The 20341-nt window shown below is 41.4% G+C and carries 18 protein-coding genes and 4 tRNA genes; 12 read left to right on the top strand and 10 right to left on the bottom strand.

The features are described from left to right. The first annotated feature begins 321 nt into the window (after window positions 1-321). Window positions 322-1176: a tetratricopeptide repeat protein gene (locus F607_RS0100815; protein ID WP_027706509.1), complete on the top strand. Its 855-nt coding sequence runs from the start codon at window positions 322-324 to the stop codon at window positions 1174-1176. Between the two features lie 24 nt (window positions 1177-1200). Here the strand turns inward: F607_RS0100815 and rdgC are convergent, their stop codons facing one another. Next, window positions 1201-2112 carry a recombination-associated protein RdgC gene (rdgC, locus tag F607_RS0100810; RefSeq protein WP_027706508.1) on the bottom strand — a complete coding sequence of 304 codons (912 nt, stop codon included), beginning with the start codon at window positions 2110-2112 and terminating at the stop codon, window positions 1201-1203. Window positions 2113-2404: 292 nt separating this feature from the next. On the opposite strand from rdgC, the gene F607_RS0100800 reads away from it, so the two are divergent. From F607_RS0100800 to F607_RS0100780, 4 genes are all read left to right on the top strand, one after another. Further along, window positions 2405-2480 (top strand) — tRNA-Val (locus F607_RS0100800). Window positions 2481-2495: 15 nt separating this feature from the next. After that, window positions 2496-2572, top strand: a tRNA-Asp gene (locus tag F607_RS0100795). A gap of 543 nt (window positions 2573-3115) precedes the next feature. Continuing rightward, window positions 3116-3191 (top strand) — tRNA-Val (locus F607_RS0100785). Between the two features lie 15 nt (window positions 3192-3206). Next, window positions 3207-3283: transfer RNA gene (locus tag F607_RS0100780), tRNA-Asp, on the top strand. A gap of 287 nt (window positions 3284-3570) precedes the next feature. Here the strand turns inward: F607_RS0100780 and F607_RS0100775 are convergent. The 3 genes from F607_RS0100775 to F607_RS0100765 form a co-directional block, all read right to left on the bottom strand. Continuing rightward, on the bottom strand, window positions 3571-5691 hold the full coding sequence (locus F607_RS0100775; protein WP_027706507.1) for a carboxy terminal-processing peptidase: 2121 nt from the start codon (window positions 5689-5691) through the stop codon (window positions 3571-3573). A 420-nt stretch (window positions 5692-6111) separates the two neighbouring features. Next, window positions 6112-6288, bottom strand: a complete 177-nt coding sequence (locus F607_RS33915) for a hypothetical protein (protein WP_157365338.1) — start codon at window positions 6286-6288, stop codon at window positions 6112-6114. Window positions 6289-6501: 213 nt separating this feature from the next. Continuing rightward, window positions 6502-7818 carry a M18 family aminopeptidase gene (locus F607_RS0100765; RefSeq protein WP_027706506.1) on the bottom strand — a complete coding sequence of 439 codons (1317 nt, stop codon included), beginning with the start codon at window positions 7816-7818 and terminating at the stop codon, window positions 6502-6504. A gap of 55 nt (window positions 7819-7873) precedes the next feature. Between F607_RS0100765 and F607_RS0100760 the strand changes: the two genes are divergently transcribed. Beyond that, window positions 7874-9025, top strand: a complete 1152-nt coding sequence (locus tag F607_RS0100760; protein ID WP_051310625.1) for a tRNA-queuosine alpha-mannosyltransferase domain-containing protein — start codon at window positions 7874-7876, stop codon at window positions 9023-9025. Between the two features lie 164 nt (window positions 9026-9189). On the opposite strand, the gene minE is transcribed toward F607_RS0100760, so the two are convergent. The 3 genes from minE to minC are packed head-to-tail and all read right to left on the bottom strand — an operon-like array spanning window position 9190 to window position 11070. After that, on the bottom strand, window positions 9190-9459 hold the full coding sequence (gene minE, locus F607_RS0100755; RefSeq protein ID WP_027706504.1) for a cell division topological specificity factor MinE: 270 nt from the start codon (window positions 9457-9459) through the stop codon (window positions 9190-9192). Window positions 9460-9465: 6 nt separating this feature from the next. Continuing rightward, window positions 9466-10275, bottom strand: a complete 810-nt coding sequence (minD, locus tag F607_RS0100750; RefSeq protein ID WP_027706503.1) for a septum site-determining protein MinD — start codon at window positions 10273-10275, stop codon at window positions 9466-9468. A gap of 54 nt (window positions 10276-10329) precedes the next feature. After that, window positions 10330-11070 (bottom strand): septum site-determining protein MinC, encoded by a 741-nt coding sequence (gene minC, locus F607_RS27585; protein ID WP_051310622.1) that lies wholly within the window; start codon window positions 11068-11070, stop codon window positions 10330-10332. A 224-nt stretch (window positions 11071-11294) separates the two neighbouring features. Between minC and lpxL the strand changes: the two genes are divergently transcribed. Then, window positions 11295-12209, top strand: coding sequence for an LpxL/LpxP family Kdo(2)-lipid IV(A) lauroyl/palmitoleoyl acyltransferase (gene lpxL / locus F607_RS0100740; RefSeq protein ID WP_027706502.1), 915 nt, complete (start codon window positions 11295-11297; stop codon window positions 12207-12209). Between the two features lie 157 nt (window positions 12210-12366). On the opposite strand, the gene rapA is transcribed toward lpxL, so the two are convergent. Further along, window positions 12367-15249 carry an RNA polymerase-associated protein RapA gene (rapA, locus tag F607_RS0100735; protein ID WP_027706501.1) on the bottom strand — a complete coding sequence of 961 codons (2883 nt, stop codon included), beginning with the start codon at window positions 15247-15249 and terminating at the stop codon, window positions 12367-12369. Window positions 15250-15385: 136 nt separating this feature from the next. Continuing rightward, a complete protein-coding gene (locus tag F607_RS0100730; protein ID WP_027706500.1) occupies window positions 15386-15679 on the bottom strand; it encodes a YebG family protein in 294 nt (97 codons plus the stop codon). 791 nt (window positions 15680-16470) lie between these two features. Here F607_RS0100730 and F607_RS0100725 point away from each other — a divergent pair. The 5 genes from F607_RS0100725 (at window position 16471) to F607_RS32420 (ending at window position 19613) form a co-directional block, all read left to right on the top strand. Then, window positions 16471-16782 (top strand): BolA family protein, encoded by a 312-nt coding sequence (locus tag F607_RS0100725; protein WP_027706499.1) that lies wholly within the window; start codon window positions 16471-16473, stop codon window positions 16780-16782. Beyond that, complete coding sequence (locus tag F607_RS35080) at window positions 16783-17238, top strand: hypothetical protein (RefSeq protein ID WP_051310620.1); 456 nt, start codon at window positions 16783-16785, stop codon at window positions 17236-17238. 187 nt (window positions 17239-17425) lie between these two features. Then, window positions 17426-17866 (top strand): acyl-CoA thioesterase, encoded by a 441-nt coding sequence (locus F607_RS0100715; protein WP_027706498.1) that lies wholly within the window; start codon window positions 17426-17428, stop codon window positions 17864-17866. Continuing rightward, window positions 17863-18927 carry a DUF2804 domain-containing protein gene (locus F607_RS0100710; protein ID WP_051310618.1) on the top strand — a complete coding sequence of 355 codons (1065 nt, stop codon included), beginning with the start codon at window positions 17863-17865 and terminating at the stop codon, window positions 18925-18927. The genes F607_RS0100715 and F607_RS0100710 overlap by 4 nt, the downstream gene beginning before the upstream one ends. Before the next feature lie 35 nt (window positions 18928-18962). After that, window positions 18963-19613, top strand: a complete 651-nt coding sequence (locus tag F607_RS32420) for an ion channel (protein WP_051310615.1) — start codon at window positions 18963-18965, stop codon at window positions 19611-19613. On the opposite strand, the gene F607_RS0100700 is transcribed toward F607_RS32420, so the two are convergent. Beyond that, on the bottom strand, window positions 19610-20251 hold the full coding sequence (locus F607_RS0100700) for an O-methyltransferase (RefSeq protein WP_027706496.1): 642 nt from the start codon (window positions 20249-20251) through the stop codon (window positions 19610-19612). The two genes, F607_RS32420 and F607_RS0100700, sit on opposite strands and share 4 nt — an antisense overlap. Between the last annotated feature and the right edge of the window lie 90 nt (window positions 20252-20341).

Genomic DNA, 20341 nt, shown 5'->3' with positions numbered 1-20341 from the left:
GGCACTCCCTTAAACCAGCTACTAATAAGTCACCAAAATAAAGTGTACATTTGCTGTGCAATTTAAAGAATAAGTCTATATTTAAAGGATTTAGTCCTCTTTTATATGGGTGATCCACAAACTTATCCACAGAAACTGTGAGTAACCTACTTTCTTGCTTTTAATCTTCATGCTTGAAATACATCACTTAGAGCACCATGTTGATAGTTAAGTCATTTAAAAATTAAATTATTGAACTTTGAAAGTGGCATTCAGTGCTTAGGCTGGACTAAAACGCGTAAAGTACTGGAAATTGTGTCCTAAAACTTTGTGGAAGAGAGCATGTCAAACAACCCTTATATTGTTGATGTCACTGTTGATAACTTTCAGCAGGAGGTTGTTGAAAAGTCACAGACGGTACCTGTACTGTTAGATTTTTGGGCAGACTGGTGCCAGCCTTGTAAAAGCCAACTTCCTATATTGGAGAAATTGGCAACCGCTTATGGTGGTAAATTTATTGTTGCTAAGGTTAATGCCGATGAGCAACCTATGTTGGCACAACACTTGGCGGTGCGCTCTTTACCAACATTAAAAATAATTTTTCAGGGACAAATAGCTCAAGAATTTTCAGGCTTAACCAGTGAAGCGGACTTAAAAGCTGTATTGGATGAGTTGACCTTGAGTCCTGCTGATCGTATTCAGAAGCAAGTTGATGCACTTATTGAGGAAGGACAGTTTGATCAGGCGTTATTATTTGTTCAGCAAATGTTACAAAGTGAACCTGATAACCAAGCCTTAAAGGTTCAGCTAGCTAAACTGCTGTTGCAAACGGGCAAAATTGAGGATGCCAAGCAAGTGATGGCTAGTATTCCGGATGACGCTCCAGGCATAGAGCAGCCCAAGGCAAAAATTGTTTTTTATGAAATGGCTGCAGAATTACCACCTTCAAGCGAGCTTGAAGCGCAGGCAAGTAAACAGCCAGAGGATTTAGAGGTTTCTTTTCAGCTGGCCATTAGGCGTGTGGTTGAAGATGAATATGAGTCTGCACTTTCTTTACTGTTTACGATTGTCCAAAAAGATCGCACCTTTAGAGAGGATGGTGCCAGGTTACTCATGCTGCAGATTTTTGATTTGTTGGGTTCTGCTAACGACCTCGTTAAATCATTCCGCCGCAAGCTGTTTAGTTTAATGCACTAGTTTCAAAGCCCTCAAAAGAGGGCTTTACTCACCTTTGGAAAATCCCCCAAACTGCTCTCCTAACTTTTCAATTAGTGCTAACAGTGTGTTGGTCATAAGAATAAAGTCTGCATCAAATTGTGCCGCCTTATCATCAGGGTCATCAATTGAGGCTTGCTCAATCAACTCATCAGCAAACTTTAAACGTTTAAGTGTAAAGTCGTCTGCGAGAACAAAAGCTAGCTCTGCCTCAAGCTGCAAAGCGAGCTTACTGACTTGCTTGCCATTGTTAATGAGTGTACAGATTTCATCATTAAGTAAGTCTTGACGTTTGCAGCGAATAATACTTCCGTCTTCTGTTGGCTCTCTAAGCTCACACTCATCACTAATAATAAAAGGTGTTGGTAGTGCATTTCCATTAAGCCAGCTAGTCATAATGGTGTTAGGGGCGTCATTAGGCATTAGGGGAACAACAGGTAGTGAGCCAATGGACTGCCGAAGAAAGCTCGTGAGTTCTTCTGCTTTTTTATGACTTGCCGCATCTACTAATAACCATCCTTGCTGTGGTGCTAGGCAAGCAAAGGTTTTTTGGGAGCGGCTGAAGGCTTTGGGGAGCAGTGTCTGAATAGTATCTTCTTTTATTTGCTCGCGTTCTTTACGAGTAACTTTGCGAAACTGACTTTCTTCTATTTCGGTGACTTTATCTTGAACAAAATCTTTGATGACAGATGCAGGAAGTATTTTATCTTCACGTTTGGCACATATGAGTATCAAGTCATTAGCCTGATGTAAAAATAAGTCGCTATGTGATCCCAGGGGAGGGACCCAGCCATAGGTGGAAGCTTGTTGTTTAGAGCATGGGGTAAATAAATGATCTTGCAGCTGCTGATTAAGTTGTTCATTATCAAAATCAACAGGTTTCGTTAAACGGTAAGCAATTAAGTTTTTAAACCACATACTTGCCTCACTTTGTTAGGAGGCCGCATGTTAGCAAAAGCTTACTTGGCACCTCAAAGCTTTTTGCTCTGGATGCTTCTTAATTGGCATATTGCTGACAAATGTAACTATTAGGTTAATAACCAAGTAGTAAAAGCAGCTTACATGAAAATGCTTGCTAGTTTCTTGGTCGTTGGTAAAAGCTTTTTTATGAGCTAACTAGCTGAAATAGAATGCTAAATAAGAAAAACTATGCGCAAGGGTTGCATTGCGAGTAAAAGCACTTATATAATGCGCCCCGTCCTTAAGAGATGGGCAGATAGCTCAGCTGGGAGAGCATCGCCCTTACAAGGCGAGGGTCGGGGGTTCGATCCCCTCTCTGCCCACCATTTCTTTTAGGATTCGGAGCGGTAGTTCAGTTGGTTAGAATACCGGCCTGTCACGCCGGGGGTCGCGGGTTCGAGTCCCGTCCGCTCCGCCATCATTTCATCTTCTCCATAATCTGATTTAGATGCCCCCTCTAAGCGTAGTTATCCCCGCTAATACAGTCCTCTTTATTTTTAGATATACAGCTTTCTGATCCCCTTTTTACATTGCGATCCAGTTGCTGAGTGGAAATACTTTTCTTGTACTGGTTTATTGAAAAGTAGCTATCTATACCCAGAACGAAGGGTTTTTATACCCCAAGGGCAGGGCCGTCAAGCGATGAAGCCCCTGGGCAAGTTTACTTCTGTGAAACTTGCGGTAGCCACTTTAATTGATATAACAGCGCTGCTGGGCGGTTATATTAATAAGTGACTGGTGTGACAGTTAAATGCTCCTCGGCAGTAGCTCCTGCATTGCTCTACTATATGACATCCATGTCATTATGCATAAACTGCATTCCTACCCATCCTTGGTGGCCAAAAGTGCTGGCAACAAACCCTAAAAATGATTCGTGAAGGGTATATCCAATGAAAAATATTAAAAGAAAGTTGCAATCTGTGGTCTATAGTGCGTATAATGCGCCCCGTCCTTAAGAGATGGGCAGATAGCTCAGCTGGGAGAGCATCGCCCTTACAAGGCGAGGGTCGGGGGTTCGATCCCCTCTCTGCCCACCATTTCTTTTAGGATTCGGAGCGGTAGTTCAGTTGGTTAGAATACCGGCCTGTCACGCCGGGGGTCGCGGGTTCGAGTCCCGTCCGCTCCGCCACCTTCCTTAAGCAGTGTTACAGTACATTGCAATCTCGTTTACATATCTATCTATTTCTGCGGTAAGTTTATCCTGTAACCACTATTTGCTGATCTACAAGCACTGATGGTGAATTACTTTACTTTTCCATTAAATACCTAGTCAGCTTTATGCATATAGTCTATTGTTCCTTGTCATGCTGCTAGCTAGATTTGCTATCAGATAAGCCTTAGAGGGAAGGGCTGGGGGCAGGTGAAGCTATTAGCCAAGGGGTGACTAATAGCTCGGTTAAGAACTAAATGTAACAATCAAAATACGCTATCATTGGCGGCAATACGTTGTTTTAGTTGGACATAGTCAACCAGCACGTTGCCAGCTTCGAACAAGTAGGCATCATCTTCAACAGGTAGATCTTCTTGCTCTTTTAGGCTTTCTTTTTCAGCTGCTTCTTCAAAGTCAGAGTAGCTTTTATAGGTATCTTTTCCTTTTGCTTTGCGGAAAGTGTTTTCCATTGCTAACCGCTGTTCCTGGCGCTGCTGTAACTCTTCTTGCCGCTGTTTTTGGTTTAAAGAGATTTTAGTTTGTTTTTCAAGTTCTCTTTGATAATTCAGTTGGTCTTGAATGTAGATAAAATCAGGACTGATTTGTATCCGCTGATTATGCTTCTTTTGTAGCAACATTATTTCAGGAATATTAGCTTGATATGGAGTATGGCGAACAGGCTTGATGGTATCCCATGGTAAGGCATCTGGTAATGAGCTTTCACCAATTTCTTCCGTATTGTAAACAGCAGGAAAGTGAATATCTGGCATGATGCCTTGGTGCTGAGTACTTTGTCCTGATACACGATAGAATTTTGCCAGAGTATATTTAAGCTGACCGTGATTTAATGGTTGAATACTCTGCACTGTGCCTTTTCCAAAGGTTTGACTACCTACAACCAGCGCTCGACGATAGTCTTGCATAGCACCAGCAAAAATTTCAGAAGCAGACGCACTTAAGCGGTTAACGAGAACAACCATTGGGCCATCATAATAAATTGAGCCATCTGGGTCTTCTTGGGTATCAACCCGGCCAAGGCTGTCTTTAACAACAACAGTAGGACCTTGTTTGATAAACAATCCGGTCAGTTCGTTTGCTTCTTGCAGCGAACCACCACCGTTGTTACGCAGGTCAATAACCAGACCATCAACTTTTTCTTTTTCTAGCTCTTTTAGCAGTCGTTTTACATCACGTGTAGTGCTTTTATACTCAGGCTCACCTGCTTGAGCTGATTTAAAGTCAATATAAAAGGTTGGAATCTGAATAATGCCAACTTTAAATGATTTGCCTTTTTCCTTTATGGTGAACAGTTTTTTCTGAGCTGACTGCTCTTCAAGTTTAACGGTGTCCCGCTTTATAGAATAAACCTTTTCGGGGCCAGTAGTGTCACTGCCAGATGGAATGACCTCTAACCTTACAATGGTGTCTTTTTTGCCTCGAATCAGCTCAACAACTTCATCAAGCCGCCAACCAATTACATCAACTATTTCACCATCAGTTCCCTGGCCAACACCTACTATTTTATCTGCAGGCTTGAGTTGCCCTGCCTTGTCTGCAGGCCCTTTATTTACAAGTCGAACTACTTTTGTATACTCATCTTCAGACTGCAAAACAGCTCCAATACCCTCCAGCTTTAGGCTCATGTTGATATCAAAGTTTTCTGCTCTGCGAGGTGAGAAGTATTGAGTGTGAGGGTCATAGATTTGTGTAAAAGCGTTCACAAAAATTTGGTAGGCATCTTCATTATTGTTTTGATGGAGTCGATTAAGCTGATTATTGAAGCGTTTAGTTAGCAGTTTAACGATTTCTTTATCTTCTTTACCGGCTAACCGTAAGCGCAGAATACGATCCTTTAAGATTTTACGCCATAAACTTTGCTGGTCTGCATGTGTTGCTGTCCAATGTGCATTTTTTCGGTCAGTCTCTAGGGTTTCGTTTATTGCAAAATTAAAGCGGCTAACACCACGTTTTAATAGTTTGAGGTTGAAAAGTAGATGTTGTTTAACACGAGCTTGGTAACGATTAAACATTTCAAATGCATGACGCAGATTGCCTGTTTTCAAATCGTTGTCTAGTTTATGACGGTATTTTTCAAATTCATTAATGTCTTGAAGAAGGAAATAGCGTCGGTCAGGATCCAGGGTTTCTAAGTATCGGTCAAAAATTTTAACTGAGCTCTGATCGTTAAGTGGAATCTTTTCATAATGACGGCGTAGTAATTGCACCATATTTACAGTGGCCAGCCGTTGATCTTCAGTAGGCGTTAACTCTTGCAAATTCAGCTGCTCTGCAGGAATAACCTTTGCGATCGTGGCCAGTGACAGACTTGTCATGGTTGTAAATAGTAGTGCATTTAGTAGCTTGCTTTTACAGAGATTTAATGCCATTGGTTAATGCTCGATACCTTTCCGATACTTATAGTCTTTTTATGCCCTATTTTGAGAGCCTGTATGCATTAATAGTTCCCAGTTTCCTACTTCCAGGAGGGGGGATGTTTGCAATCATAACCTGTTTTAAGTGTTAAGTTTAGCCCATTTATGATTGCATCAGCCTTGAACAACTGCATAAAAGCTAAGAGTTGAATCTCAGAACTGTCAATATGTGAGCTGGAAAGCTTATGAGGTGAGAGTAAGCGCTTTATGTGGGAGTGAAGGTGTAAACAATAATGACGTGTAATTTGAGGAAATTGTTATAAAAGCAGTAGTTAAAATTGCTAGATAATATAAAGCCACTTAACTTTTAACATTAAGTGGCTTAAGGAAATCTTGTCATTTAGCTATGTAGAGCTTTTGAGCTATTTATTATAATTAGTTGTAGCCTCGAACAAAGTTTGCATTAGAGTCGTGTTCAATATCAATTTTAGTTGTGAACTTAGACTTAAGAAGAGTAGCTGTTGAATTTTGATTATTTTTTGCTGAACGTTTTCCGAAGCGATGGCAGGCGATGTGGTCAGCAAAGCTTGCTCTTTTGGTTCTGGTAGGCATTTTGAGCTCCAAGCGTTGGTCGTGCAAGTTCTGGCTGCTTCAGATTGAGTTACTGGCTTATCTCAATCAGTGATGGTTATTTTAGCACCAATTTGGTGTGAACTAACTCCGTATGAATACGTAAATGTTGATAGTACTGCGACTTTATTTTCATAAAATCGCAGCTTTTTTATTGCGGAAAGGTTAGATCTTTGGTGCTACATGTGGAGAGATTTAGGAAGGTAGTTCCGTAGTTTTAAAAAAGGCTTGTAATACATTATTTAATATATAGCCATCTTGATTGCCTGCAAGCTCCCTAGGTGAATGCATTGCAAAAGTAGGAACCCCAATATCGAGTGTTCTTACACCCAATTCTCCAGCAGTTATAGGGCCAATGGTTGAGCCACACGCCATATCTGTTCGAACAACAAATGATTGGAAAGGAACTTGTTGCTGCTGACTGAGCCACTTATAAATAGCTGCTGTTTCACTGTTTGTTGCATAGCGCTGGTTGCAGTTTTGCTTAATGACAGGACCTTTATTTAGTATTGGACCATGGTTTGCGTCATGCCGGTCAGCATAATTTGGATGAATTCCATGAGCGTTATCAACGGAAATCATAAGTGAATTTGCCATTACCTGGGCTGCGGTAATTGGGCATCCCATAACTCGAGTAAGTGTTTGTTGTAGGAAAGGTCCCTGTGCTCCACAGTGAGACTGGCTGCCAACTTCTTCATGATCATTACATACCAACAGGCAAGGTACTTCGTTTTTTTGATACTCACTATTAAGTAAGGCATGTAACCCAATAAAACAGCTTAATAAGTTATCAAGCCGAGCACTAGCAATAAACTCTTTGTTTAAACCAACAAGTGCTGGTGCCTGACTATCATAGAAACTAAGTTCATAGTCTAATATTTCTTTAATATCTTGATAGCCTGCACTATTAAGATGACTAATTAATAATTTACTAAGAGTCGGCTTATTTGTGTTGTCTTCAGGTATCAGGCTTAAAATAGGTGGAATATCTGTTTGCGGATTAATAGAGCGCTCTTTGTTGGCATTTCTATCTAGGTGAATGGCTAAACTGGGAATGACCGCTATAGGCTCTTCAAAATTAATAAGTGCACTGCATACTTGCTTTTGGCTATTTAAAAAAGTAACCCTGCCCGCCAAGGATAAATCACGGTCATACCAAGGGTTTAATAAAGCACCACCATAAACCTCTACCCCTAGTTGCCAATAATTTTGTTGGTATAGATCAGCATTTGGCTTTACCTTAAGGCAAGGACTATCGGTATGAGCGCCCACTAAACGCCAGCCGTGTTTGAAGTATTCTTGACTACCAGTTGTAAAGGCAATAATGGAAGAATCATTTCGTGTGATAAAATATCCTTGAAAGTCTTTAAGTGACCAGCTTTCACTTTCTTTTAAAGGTATAAATCCAGCATTTATAAGCAGCTCTGTCATACTTGAGACAGCATGAAAGGGTGTTGGGGAAGAGTTTAAAAACTGCAGAAGCTGGTGATTGAAGTCTGATAATGTACTCATAAGTTACTCTAGATCCATAATACAAGCTTTGTTTTATTCATATAGTGCCAAAGCTATGCCAGAAAACAATACACCAACTATTTTTCCTAAACGCATTTTGCTTCTCTCTCCATATGATGCAGTGAGTCATTGTTATTGGCATAAAGGACTCGTGAAAGCCTTTCCTGCAATTGAATGGACAGTATTGACTTTGCCTGCACGTTTTTTTTCGTGGCGGATTCGAGGGAATAGCTTGACGCTAGGGCTAGGCTATCGAGATATACTACTTCAGCCGTATGACTTAATCATCGCTACATCAATGACAGATCTGTCAGCCCTGCGGGGAATGGTACCCACACTATCTAAAATACCTACAATTCTTTATTTCCATGAAAACCAGTTTGTCTACCCTATTCAAGAAAATGTGGTTGACTCTGTGGGCGCTCAAGTGATTACACTTTACTCAGCATTAGTGGCTGATTGTGTGGTGTTTAATACAATCTACAACCAGGAGACTTTTTTATATGGAGCAAAAAAATTATTAGGCCAGTTGCCAGATGGCGTGCCAGTAAATGTGATACCAGAAATAGTCCAAAAGTGCAGGGTAGTACCTGTCCCTCTCCAAGAGGATCACTTTTTTCAACTTAAACCTACAGTACCTGAGCAGAAGTTACAGATCATTTGGAACCATCGTTGGGAGTATGATAAAGCGCCGGAACGCTTTTTTTCAGCTATTGCTCAGCTAGTGACTAAAACAAGGAATATATGCGTTCATGTCGTTGGACAACAATTTAGAAATAAGCCAACGTGTTTTGCTAAGTTTTATCAGAAATACGCAGATATAGTGGGGAAATGGGGATTTGTTGAGAATCGTGAAGAGTACTATCAATTACTGGCCAGCAGTGATGTTGTAGTTTCTACTGCATTGCATGACTTTCAGGGTATAGCTATTCAAGAAGCGGTGGCTTTAGGGTGTATTCCTGTTGTGCCAAATCGGCTGGCCTATCCTCATTTATTTGCTGAAGATTACTGCTATCCATCAAATACTGAAGCCCATGAGCAGGAAGCAGAGCACTTAGCAAAGCGCTTATATCAACTAGTGATTGCAAAGCAAAAAAATAAATTGCCCCAGGCTCCTATGATGCAAAAGTGGTATTGGTCTTCACTAAAAGAAACTTATGCTTCTTTATTTTCTGAAGTATGTGTGGCACGACTGGCTGAAAAATAAATCTTGTTGATATTTAGGTGGGTAGCCAAAGGGGCCAGCAAGCTAATGGTCTGGTTTCAATAACTATAAAACAGTTATTGTGAAAGACACTATCTCATGGTACTGGCCGAGGTATGAGGGTGGATACGACAGGGGACTACTTTTGTTTTATAAAAACAACTAAGCTACTCTTGAGCAGGTGCTGTCTCTGGTAGTGTTACATTCAGCTCCAAAATTGCATAGTCATCAAGGCTGTCAAAGTTAACAGCGACATCTTCTGGATTGATTGAAATATAACGACGCACGACCTCTAAAATATCACGCTGTAAAGCAGGTAAGTAGTCTGGCCCGTCACGGGTGGCACGTTCATGTGCCACAATGATTTGTAGGCGCTCTTTGGCCATTGATGCACTGGCATCTTTTTTGGTGTTTTTAAAAATCTCAAAAAAACTCATGATGGGTTAGCCTCCAAACATCCGCTTGAGCAGGCCTTTCTTTTGCACTTCAAGAAAGCGGTGGGGCAGATCTTTACCAAGAAATCGATCTACTGAGTCAGCATAGGCTTGTCCTGCGTCGCTTTCAGCGTCATGAATAACCGGAATACCTTGGTTGGATGCTTTAAGGACGGCTTTTGACTCAGGAATTACACCTAATAATGGAATAGCTAGAATCTCTTCTACGTCACCAACACTCAGCATTTCACCGCGGTTTACGCGTTCTGGATCATAGCGGCTCAGTAGTAAATACTCTTTAACAGGTTCTAAGTCTTGCTCAGCTCGTATAGATTTGCTTTGCAAAATACCTAGGATTCTATCAGAGTCACGAACTGAAGAAATTTCAGGGTTAGTGACAATAATGGCTTCATCAGCATAATAAAGTGCCATAAGTGCACCTTTTTCAATGCCCGCAGGTGAATCGCACACGATATAATCAAAGGACTCGCGAAGCTCTTCTAAAACACGTCCTACGCCTTCTTTTGTTAAGGCTTCTTTATCTCGTGTTTGAGAGGCAGGTAAAACAAATAAATTGGCAATACGTTTATCTTTGATGAGAGCCTGCTTTAAGTTTGACTCTTCGTTAATAACATTAACGAAGTCGTACACCACTCGACGTTCACAGCCCATTACTAAATCAAGATTACGTAACCCCACATCAAAGTCGATGACAACAGTCTTATAACCACGCATTGCTAAACCTGTGGCAATAGCTGCACTGGTCGTGGTTTTGCCAACGCCACCTTTGCCTGAAGTGACAACAATTATTTTGGCCAACGTAGCACCCTATAAAAAATTAGTTTCTAGCGGAATTTCTCAAAAAATTATTGTTTAAAGTGGAAGGATCTGCAAGTTTTCTCCTTCACGAAAAATATGAGCACCTTTTTGCCAAAAAGATTGGAATGGTGCCATTTCAGTCATATAGTGTCCTGCAATTGCTACGAGTTCTGCAGCAAACTGTAAGCAAAAAATACCAGCTTTTGTGTTGCCTTCTATTCCTGCAAGTGCTCGCCCTCGAAGCGGTCCGTAAATATGAATATTACCTTTTGCCAGTAATTCAGCTCCTGCACTGACTGGGGCAAGGACAATTAAGTCCCCTTCAGGTGCGATAACCTGCTGACCAGAGCGCACAGGTCTATTAACAACAATATGTGTTGGGCTTGCAGGCTTTGGTTCTGGGTTAGGTGTTTGCTCTGTGATTTGACGTTGTGGTTTGCTGATTGGTTCGTCTGACTGTGCTGAAAGTGTGGGTAAATAGGCAATTTCTATTGATTTAAGATAAGGACGCCAGTGCGCTTGTGCTCGAATTGCTATTATTCTTAGGCCCATTCGTTCACATTCATGAACGATCGCGTTAACATTGCACGTTTTCTCCGGCAGAGCCACTTTCTCAAGGCTTAATATCACTGGCATGTCATGGAGTAAATTAGGGGCAAGCTGAGCTTGTTCTGTCAGTTGAAGCCGAATTATTTCCAGCTCAAGGCTTAGTAGCTCTAGCGTGGTTAGTGTCAGTCGGCTTCTTTTTAACTGGAAACCAGTTGTATTATTGGGTTGAGAGGCATTCGCAGTCATTGTTTGCGCATCAGTTAGGGTTTGCTGAATTTACCTGTTTCATTAGTGATTAAATTACACGACACGAGTTTATTAAGCATTGTATTGGTTCAGCGGTCATTATTTATAATGTCAGCATGAGTAACTGTAGTTGTTTTTAGCATCAATTGCTATTTTATTAAACGTGCATGTGTCAATGAGGCTATTCATTGAGCACTGTTTGTCATAAGTATTTGAGTGTTTTTATGGAGCCTTTGAAATTTTCTAAGCAATTTTTCCATCCGCGATTTTGGTTAACCTGGTTGGGGTTAGGGGTTATGTGGTTGCTTTGTCAGCTACCCTATACATGGATTCAGTTTATAGGAAAAGGTTTAGGAAAAGTTGCGTACTATCTGGGAAAACAGCGTCGCCATATTGCAGAAACCAACATTAAGCTGTGTTTTCCTGAGCTATCATCAGATGAGCAAGCTACACTGGTGAAGCGGAGCTTTCACTCTTTAGGCATTAGTATGCTGGAAACGGGAATGGCATGGTGGTGGCCAAAGTCACGGTTGGCAAAATATGTGGTATTTGAGGGTAAGGAGCATCTTGAAGCATTAAAAGACCAAGGTGTGTTATTAGTTGCAATGCATTTCACAACTTTGGAGATTGGAGCAGCCCTGCTTGGAATGCACTTTCCAATTGATGGCATGTACCGTAAGCATAAAAATCCAGTATTTGATTATATACAAAGGCGAGGTAGAGAGAACTATCACCCTTCTTCACGAACAATTCCTCGAAAAGATATTCGCACAATGCTTAAAGCACTTCGAGACGGGCGCATTGTGTGGTATGCCCCTGATCAGGATTATGGTCCCAAGCAAAGTGTTTTTGTTCCTTTTTTTGGGGTTCAAGCCGCTACTGTTACTGCGACATCAAAGTTTGCTCGAATGGGAAAAGCTAAAGTTGTGGTATTTTCTCAGCAACGTTTACCTGGGAATAAAGGTTATTTGGTTACTATACATCCGCCATTATCAGATTTTCCCTCAAAAGACGAAGCAGCAGATGCGCTTAGAGTAAACCAGTGTATAGAGCAAGAAATCCGTAAAAAACCTGATCAGTATATGTGGCTGCATCGTCGCTTTAAAACACGGCCAGAGGGAGAGGCTAAGTTATATTAATTTCAGCGTTTTTCGTTTAGGAGATTTTTGGTTAGGAGTGTTAAAAGATACCTCGATAAAACTATGCGAGAGGTATCTTTACGACGTGATTAGTTTAATAGCAAGGCAGTAAGTAGGGCGTTAGCGGCACCTACTTGCTTTATGTTTTCCAGACACTTTACCCGGCAAACATTACACGAACTGCATCAAGTCGAAGTTGAGCCTGAGATAATCCAATGAGACCTGATGCGATAGTTTGCTGAAGATGTGTTATTTCTTCTTCTCGAATATTAGGGTTTACCTCTTTTAGCGCTTGTAAGCGCTCAAGGTCAGATTCAAGTGTTGTCCTAAAAGCCTGAGTAGCTGACTGGACAATAGCCGGCATCTGTTGTGCAGCAGCGTTTTCTGCTTGCTTTAATGCTTGCATTATGGGTTCATGCTGCGCTTTGATTAGTTTTCGTGAGGTCTTTTTCTTTATCGGGTGGAGTTGGGCATCGAGTGTCTCAAAATTAACACTAGTATTGAGATCATTACCTTTAGGATCAATCAACGTGCGAATGCTAGTGGGTGGTAAAAAGCGTTGTAATTGCTGGTGATCTGCTGGTGGAGCGACTACATAAATTGCTTCGACTAGCATAGTTCCAGGCTTCAGAGCTTTATTTTTGAGTAAGGCAACGGTTGTATTACCAAACTCACTATCCAGTAGCATCTCCATTCCATTGCGCACGAGAGGGTGCTCCCAGGTCAGAAAGTGCATATCTTCACGGCTCAGTGCAATATCCCGATTAAAGGTCATCGTCATACCTTCTTCTTGTAAGCCTGGGAATGAAGGTACTAGCATTTGCTCGCTGGGTCTTACGACAATGCAATCTTTTGAGTGATCTTCATGATCAATACCAAAGCAGCTAAATAATTTTTCTGTGTATTTACGCAGTTTTTTTGCGTTACCTTCATTTTGTAGCGCGTTGATTAGGTCAAAACTTTTTATATTACCTTGAGAGTTGAGCTCAAGAAGTCTGTCTCTACCTTCATGAAGGTTATGGGCAATTTGCTTTAGCTGCTGTTGGGTATTTTTAAGTAATGCTGGCCACTTATCATCTTCCAATGGGTTTGTTTGCTGGCATAACGTGGTAATTTCATCCTGAAAAATCGAGTATAACTGAGTGCCAGCAGGGCAGGTATCCAGAAAAGCATTTAAGCCATCATGGTACCAGCTATAAATCATGGCTTGAGTTGAGCCTTCAAAGTAAGGCACATGAATTCTAATAGCTTCAGTTTGACCAATTCGATCAAGTCGACCAATGCGCTGTTCAAGCAGGTCAGGGTTGAGTGGTAAATCAAATAAAACTAAGTGATGAGCAAACTGGAAGTTGCGACCCTCACTACCAATTTCTGAGCAAATTAAAATTTGTGCGCCATACTCCTGGTCTGCGAAATAAGCCGCAGCACGATCCCGCTCAATGATTGACATACCCTCTTCAAATACGGCACTTGGTACACCGGAACGAACACGAATAGCTTCATCAAGGTCAAGGGCTGTTGTTGCATTGGCGCAAATAAGTAATATTTTTTCGCCTTTCAATGCCTTAAGTAGTGTAAGCAGCCAGTCAATTCTTGGGTCAAATCGCCACCAAGGGTCTTTATCATCAATAGTAATTCTTTGTTGGTATGCGATTTCAGGAAAGAGAAATTCCTCTAGCTTGTCGCTATCTTCCCATGCCAGCGTGTAAAGTTCGGGGATTGGCTGAGGATAGGGTTGTAGGAGCCTGCCTGGAAAACCATGAACACCTGCACGTGTATTACGAAATAGAACACGACTGGTACCGTGTCTATCAAGCAGTATATTGATGAGTACTGACTTTGCTTGCTCACGCTCGTCGTTATCTTTAGATGTTTGGATAATGTTTATTAAATCTTGTGCTTTGTGCTGTTCGGTGGAGGTAAATGTCAGTAGTAATTTGGCTGTATCTTCACTCATTGAGTCAAACTCAATTAAGTTTTGAACGGCTTTTGCTACTGGTGCATAGGCGGTTTCTTCTTCTATAAATGCTTCTAGGCTATGAAAGCGTTCAGGATCTAACAGCCTTAATCGAGCAAAATGGCTTTCCTTTCCAAGTTGTTCGGGCGTTGCTGTCAGCAGAAGTACACCAGGTGTTGCTTGAGCAAGCTGCTCAATGCATAAATAAGGTACGCTAGGTTGTTCTGCAGACCAGGTTAAGTGGTGAGCTTCGTCAACAATCATTAAGTCCCAGCCCGCCTTGCAACACTGGTCATGATAAGCTGAGTGCTGGGTGAGAAACTCCAAACTTGTAAGTACAAGCTGAGCACTGTCAAAAGGATTGTCGTCAGGGTATTGCTGACAGCGCTCTAAATCAAACAGGCTAAAGTGCAGGTTAAAACGACGAAGAAGTTCTACAAGCCACTGATGCTGAAGGGTTTCAGGTACTATGACTAGCACGCGCTGGGCACGCATTGCTAAAAGCTGTTGATATATGATTAACCCGGCTTCAATGGTTTTACCTAGTCCAACTTCATCGGCAAGTAATACACGGGGTGCTGTTCGCTGTCCAACTTCGTAAGCAATATGCAGCTGGTGAGGAATTAATGCTGTACGTGAGCCTACTAAACCCAGAAGCTTAGAGCTAAGTAGCTGGTGATTATGTTGTAATGTTTTATATCTAAGTGAGAAATGTTGGTTTTGGTCAATTTGTCCAGCCAACAGTCGTTCTTGGGGTTTATTAAATGTGATGAAGTTACCCAAGCATGATTCAGGCACTTCGACAGCTTTGCCTTGTGTGTCATTACCAGTATATGTGATTAACTCATTGTTAATCGCGACATCAGTGACCTCAATTTGCTCCCCTTCATGATTTTCAATGGTATCTCCCACATTAAAAACCACCCGGGTCAAGGGGGCATTATGAATAGAGTAAATCCGTGTGTCGCCAGTGGAAGGAAACAATAGCGTGACCAGGCGGTTCTCAAGCGTCAGAATGGTACCCAGGCCTAGCTCTGTTTCGGTATCACTAATCCAACGTTGTCCTGGAACAAATGTCGTCATGCTTTACGCCTACTACCTCTGAAAAAAAGCCGCTATGGTAGCTGATCCTGACAGAATGACAATAGGGAGGTGAGACAAATAATAACTGTCAGACTGGCTCACAAGGCTGAATAAAGTGTAAGCCAGTAATGCAGCATTATGCCTCCTTTTTCTCAGCTTTTTTGGTGGAGGCTTTCTGTTCCGCCTGTGGCTCTATTTCCAGAATAAGCTCAGGCTTACCTTTTATTGCTTTAGCAATCGTTTCTTTGTTTTGAGCGAAAAGCAAACCAATGTCTTCAGCAAGCTCTTCATCTAATGTCGCATAATGGCGTTCTAACATGTGTGTGATGTTTGCCGCCAGTTCTAGCATTTTATCGTGCTCTTCTGCAGCTTTTTTATCATCAAACATACTGCCATCCCTATCACATTTCCACATGGGTATTACCGGCATGGGTCACCTCGTTTGAATTTACACAGGATAAGGGTTGTGTTGGTATCCCTAGAGTAAAGCGCATACTGTATAAAATGTCAGTATTGATGTCTATTACTAACTGAGGCTTGTTGAAACTTTTAAATGTGAATTATTTATTTCTGCTAAAGAGGATAACTTACTGGTTTTGGAAAAACTGCGGTAAATCAATAGAAAATATAGTGTTGTTTAGTTATTTGTTCGTATTGACTCGGGTCAAATATCCTTTGTAGGAATCAGTGCTAGGCTTACAACATAGATAAAGTATTAGTATAAACCGCTTAAGTAATTCAAGACAGATGGTGTTTTTAGGTAAATGTGCTTGGTTTGTAAAGCACGATAACAGTAGTAAGCATTAAACGCTGTGATATGTAATGTAAAAAACAATTCAAGTCTCGTGTTAACGAGCTGAATAATATTACTGAAAAACTTAAGGAGAGCCTGCGGTACAAGAATGAACGCAAGAATTGGTAGATAATAATCATTAATTATTGCTCGGCTTTTGGCTGCATACAACAAAAAGCAATGGGTGGGTTTTACCCGCTAATACATATCAACTTGATATGTCCTTAGAAGACAGGTTTGGCAGGTAAAAGAGGTCAGGTCCTTTTAGCTGTTCTGCCTGTCTTTTTCTTATGAGTCCCTTCCTTCCAAAAACAAGAGCCCACTTATTCCCTGTACCTTAGCACTTAACCCTAGTCTTTATGCGTGTATGGTGTACGTTAATTCTGTTAGGCTTTCCTTAATCGTTTCTTAGTGCTGAGGGTTCGTGCATGAGTGTGCAAGATACCATTATGAGCAAGCTAAATGAGGGCTTGCAGCCAACATATTTAGATGTGCAAAATGAAAGTTATATGCACAATGTCCCACCAAATTCAAGTACACACTTTAAGGTTATTGTTGTCTCTAATGCCTTTGCAGATAAGCGCAGTGTGGCTCGCCATCAACAGGTTTATCAATTACTTGCTAATGAACTAGCGGGTCCGGTGCATGCGTTAGCGCTTCATACCTATACGCCAGATGAGTGGCAAGCAAGATCGGCCAGTGCTCCACAATCACCCAACTGCCAGGGTGGGCAGCATTAAATGTGTGGCGGGGTTACGTACCAACAAGCAGAAGAAACAATTCGTACTTTTTTCCCAAACCCGAAAAGCTGTTTACCTGTTCGTAATAAACGTGGGCAGGTATTACTTATTCCCTGGGGACGAAGGGAAAAACAACCTGGTTTTACACCTTTGGGTGGTTGGGCTCGCTTGGAGTCAATTTATTCTGGAAAGTGGAGTAGCTATAACCCTAGGCCAGTCAAGATTATCATCGATGGGTTTATGGAAAAGGACCAGTTGGGGAATAGTCAGTGGTATAGCTTAGGTAAAGATGAGTTTATTCAGGGTTTATTGGTCGAGGATGCTGGTATTACACGAGTCTATGTTGTTACAGTCACAGACCCAAAGTCGCAACATAAAAGTGCACGCTGGCCTCGTATCTTAAAACATCAGGAAAAGACCCTAACTGAGTCATCTTCGACTCACTCTTTTGAATGAGGGTATTAAGTAGGTAGTGTTTAAAGGATTAAACAACCTCTAAGCTTGTTGAAAGACGGCTGAATTAAAACCAAAAAGTCACATTTCATAGCAGGTTTCCTGTTGCAGCTTGGATACAATTCGCTAGCTGAGTTTTTTATTATTTAGGCTTATGTAGACATAATGGTGAAGTCCAGGGAGTTGGTTTATGGCATCATCTTTCGATATTGCTTCAATGCCTGTGGTTCTTGAAACAGCAGTAGAATGGGGGCAGATGGATGCGTTAGGGCATTTAAATAATACTGTTTATTTCCGTTATTTTGAAAATGTTCGCATAGCCTATTTTGAGCGTCTACTGTTGGGTAATTTATTAGATGCACAACACCTTGTGCCTGTTCTGGCTGAAACCTCCTGTCGCTTTAAAATGCCACTGGTATATCCAGACAAGCTGGTTATTGGAGCGAAAGTAACGGAAATACTGACTGACAGGTTAAAGATGCAATATGTTGTTTTTAGTGAAAAAGCACAACGTGTTGCAGCAGAGGGATTTGGGACTGTAGTTTGCTTTGATATATCAAAAGAAGCAAAAACTGCGTTGCCTGATCATGTGGTTGAAGCTATTCGTAAACTAGAAGGGAGCCAGGTTTGAGCGAAAGCATGCTGATCGATCAACATCAATCTGTAGTGCAGTTCCCTGATACAAAGCTTATCCAGCAAAATGGCCAGCCAAGGTTTGGGGTTATAGATTACCCGGTCTCCGAAATTAATTATCGTGATTGTCGCCTATTAACACCAATGGGAAAAGCAGCATCACGCTGGCAGCGTTGGTTTGGTTTTAATGCATTTCAATATTACGGTATTATCTCGCCTGAGATCGTTTTAGGCTGTGCCCTGGTTGATACTAAACTTGTGGGGCTGGCTTTTTGTTATTTGTACCATCCACCTTCTAAGCGTCGGTGGGCACTGACATTTCATGATGTACTGAGTCAAAACTGCCATTTAAGTTTAAGTCCTGATGAAGGCGGTAGTTATTTTAAACGTGGAAATCGCGTTATTGTTATGAAATATGATCGGTTAACGCGTACTAAGTCACTGCGTATCGAGCTACCAAACCTCAATGTAAATTGTGTATTTGATGAGGCTATCCAGCCCATGCAGCCACTACGAATTTGCACTCGCTGTGGTCCCTCTGGTTGGGTCTACGCGCAAAAAGTGGCTGGTCTGGCAGTTCAGGGTGAAATCGACTGTAAGTGGGGGCACTTTGATTTATCCCAAATACAGGCATCAGCACATCATGATTTTTCGGCTGGTTATATGCGCCGGGAAACCTTTTGGAATTGGGCGTGCCTTGGGGGAAGGTTAAGCTCAGGTGAATGGTTAGGGTTGAATTTATCTGCGGGTGTCAATGAGACAAGCTTTACTGAAAACTGCTATTGGCTGGATGGGCAGCTGGGAAAAATTGATCATATACATTTTGATTATCATGTTGATGATATTTATTTGCCATGGCATATCACATCCTATGATAAGTCGCTTGATTTGACCTTTACGCCTCTTGGAGCGCATCGAGAATGTTTAAATTTATGGTTAATGGCAACTAATTTTCATCAGCTTTATGGCTATTTTTCAGGAACGATAGAGACCGGCCAACGTACTATTCAAGTCGATAATATTTTAGGGTTTGTTGAAGAACATTATGCAAAGTGGTAGATAAGTGATAAGCCTATGGCATAAGGCTGCTTTAAATGAAAGTCAAAGTCCCTCGTTATAGTTTTGCGTCACTTTTAGTAGCCCTTATTTTAGTCGCTATTATATTTCCTTTAATTCCTGAGCTTATTACCCGCAGTGTTATGCTGAAAGCCAGTTTAACATTGTTGTTGGTATGTTCTATTTATGTTTTTAGCCATGATCGGCGAGCCTTTATTTCATCCCTGATACTAGCTATTCCCACTGCAATTACGGGTTGGGTATCAGTGAGCCGAGGGACACCAACCTTTGCGATGCTGGATACCTTTTTATATATTGTATTTTTTGTGTACGTCATTATTCGTATGATTAAACTCGTGTTTGCGAATACGGTGATTACGCGAGATACCCTCTATGGCTCTATGTGCATTTATCTATTGTTTGGTATTTGGTGGGCGCTTTGCTACAGCTTTATTGAGTTGCTCCATCCTGATTCCTTTCATGGCATTAATGCGGTGGATGGTTACGATGTATGGGGGTTTATCTATTTTAGTTACGTTTCTTTAACTACACTTGGCTTTGGCGATGTTGTCCCTATCAGTCGAGCAGCGCAGTCTTTGACTGCACTGGAAGCGGTTGTTGGACAGTTTTACTTAGCTGTTTTTGTTGGGAGGTTAGTGGGTATGCATATTTCCCAAAAAGTGGCCTAACACTTACGTATGATATTCACTCCATCACGAATGCTTAGCAAGACATTTTCAAGAGCATCACTTTCGGCAACATAGTGGTTTAAGTCAGCAACAGCCTGATCTCTCTCATCACTAGGTGCTAGAACGTTACCTTGCCAAAGGGCGTTGTCCACAATAACGAGTCCACCCTTTCTAACAAGAGGAAGTGTGGCATGTAAGTAATTGGTGTAATTTTTTTTGTCAGCATCAATAAATACTAGGTCAAAAGTAATGTCTGAAAAGGAGCCGATGGTATCCAGTGCTTTACCAAAACGAATATCAATTTTGTCGCCATGAGGTGACTGCTCAAAAAATGCTTTAGCAAACTCAACGGCTCGAGGGTTAGTTTCGCAGCAAATAATTTTGCCATCGTCAGGTAATGCTTCAGCCATAGATAGTGCTGAGTAACCAGTGAACATACCAATTTCAAGAATAGTCTTGGTTTGGCTGATGCTAACGATCAGTTTTAATAAGCGTCCTACCTGTCTACCTGATAATTTGACGGGATACCCCATATTTTTATTGGTTGCTTCAATGAGAGAGAGAAGCAAGTCAGACTCTTTGGTTGTGTTTTGGTGGCAGTAATCTTCAATATCAGGGTTAACAAGATAGTCCAACATAATAATGATCGCGTAAATAGAGTAATAACGGCCGGCTAGTTTAGCTTGTCCTTTGTGGAATAGCTATTTGCTTCAGTTGCAAAAGTCGTT

This window comes from Zooshikella ganghwensis DSM 15267 (genome assembly GCF_000428585.1).
In the GTDB taxonomy this organism is placed as follows: Bacteria; Pseudomonadota; Gammaproteobacteria; order Pseudomonadales; family Zooshikellaceae; genus Zooshikella; species Zooshikella ganghwensis.
Note: the sequence above shows the minus strand (reverse complement) of the source record. Positions and strands in the feature narration are given on the sequence as shown.

Excerpts from the sequence above, each read along its gene's own strand:
- F607_RS0100815 (WP_027706509.1), top strand. The coding sequence starts at position 322 with ATGTCAAACAACCCTTATATTGTTGATGTCACTGTTGATAACTTTCAG.
- rdgC (WP_027706508.1), bottom strand. The coding sequence starts at position 2,112 with ATGTGGTTTAAAAACTTAATTGCTTACCGTTTAACGAAACCTGTTGAT.
- F607_RS0100775 (WP_027706507.1), bottom strand. The coding sequence starts at position 5,691 with ATGGCATTAAATCTCTGTAAAAGCAAGCTACTAAATGCACTACTATTT.
- F607_RS33915 (WP_157365338.1), bottom strand. The coding sequence starts at position 6,288 with ATGCCTACCAGAACCAAAAGAGCAAGCTTTGCTGACCACATCGCCTGC.
- F607_RS0100765 (WP_027706506.1), bottom strand. The coding sequence starts at position 7,818 with ATGAGTACATTATCAGACTTCAATCACCAGCTTCTGCAGTTTTTAAAC.
- F607_RS0100760 (WP_051310625.1), top strand. The coding sequence starts at position 7,874 with ATGCCAGAAAACAATACACCAACTATTTTTCCTAAACGCATTTTGCTT.
- minE (WP_027706504.1), bottom strand. The coding sequence starts at position 9,459 with ATGAGTTTTTTTGAGATTTTTAAAAACACCAAAAAAGATGCCAGTGCA.
- minC (WP_051310622.1), bottom strand. The coding sequence starts at position 11,070 with ATGACTGCGAATGCCTCTCAACCCAATAATACAACTGGTTTCCAGTTA.
- lpxL (WP_027706502.1), top strand. The coding sequence starts at position 11,295 with ATGGAGCCTTTGAAATTTTCTAAGCAATTTTTCCATCCGCGATTTTGG.
- rapA (WP_027706501.1), bottom strand. The coding sequence starts at position 15,249 with ATGACGACATTTGTTCCAGGACAACGTTGGATTAGTGATACCGAAACA.
- F607_RS0100730 (WP_027706500.1), bottom strand. The coding sequence starts at position 15,679 with ATGCCGGTAATACCCATGTGGAAATGTGATAGGGATGGCAGTATGTTT.
- F607_RS0100725 (WP_027706499.1), top strand. The coding sequence starts at position 16,471 with ATGAGTGTGCAAGATACCATTATGAGCAAGCTAAATGAGGGCTTGCAG.
- F607_RS35080 (WP_051310620.1), top strand. The coding sequence starts at position 16,783 with ATGTGTGGCGGGGTTACGTACCAACAAGCAGAAGAAACAATTCGTACT.
- F607_RS0100715 (WP_027706498.1), top strand. The coding sequence starts at position 17,426 with ATGGCATCATCTTTCGATATTGCTTCAATGCCTGTGGTTCTTGAAACA.
- F607_RS32420 (WP_051310615.1), top strand. The coding sequence starts at position 18,963 with ATGAAAGTCAAAGTCCCTCGTTATAGTTTTGCGTCACTTTTAGTAGCC.
- F607_RS0100700 (WP_027706496.1), bottom strand. The coding sequence starts at position 20,251 with ATGTTGGACTATCTTGTTAACCCTGATATTGAAGATTACTGCCACCAA.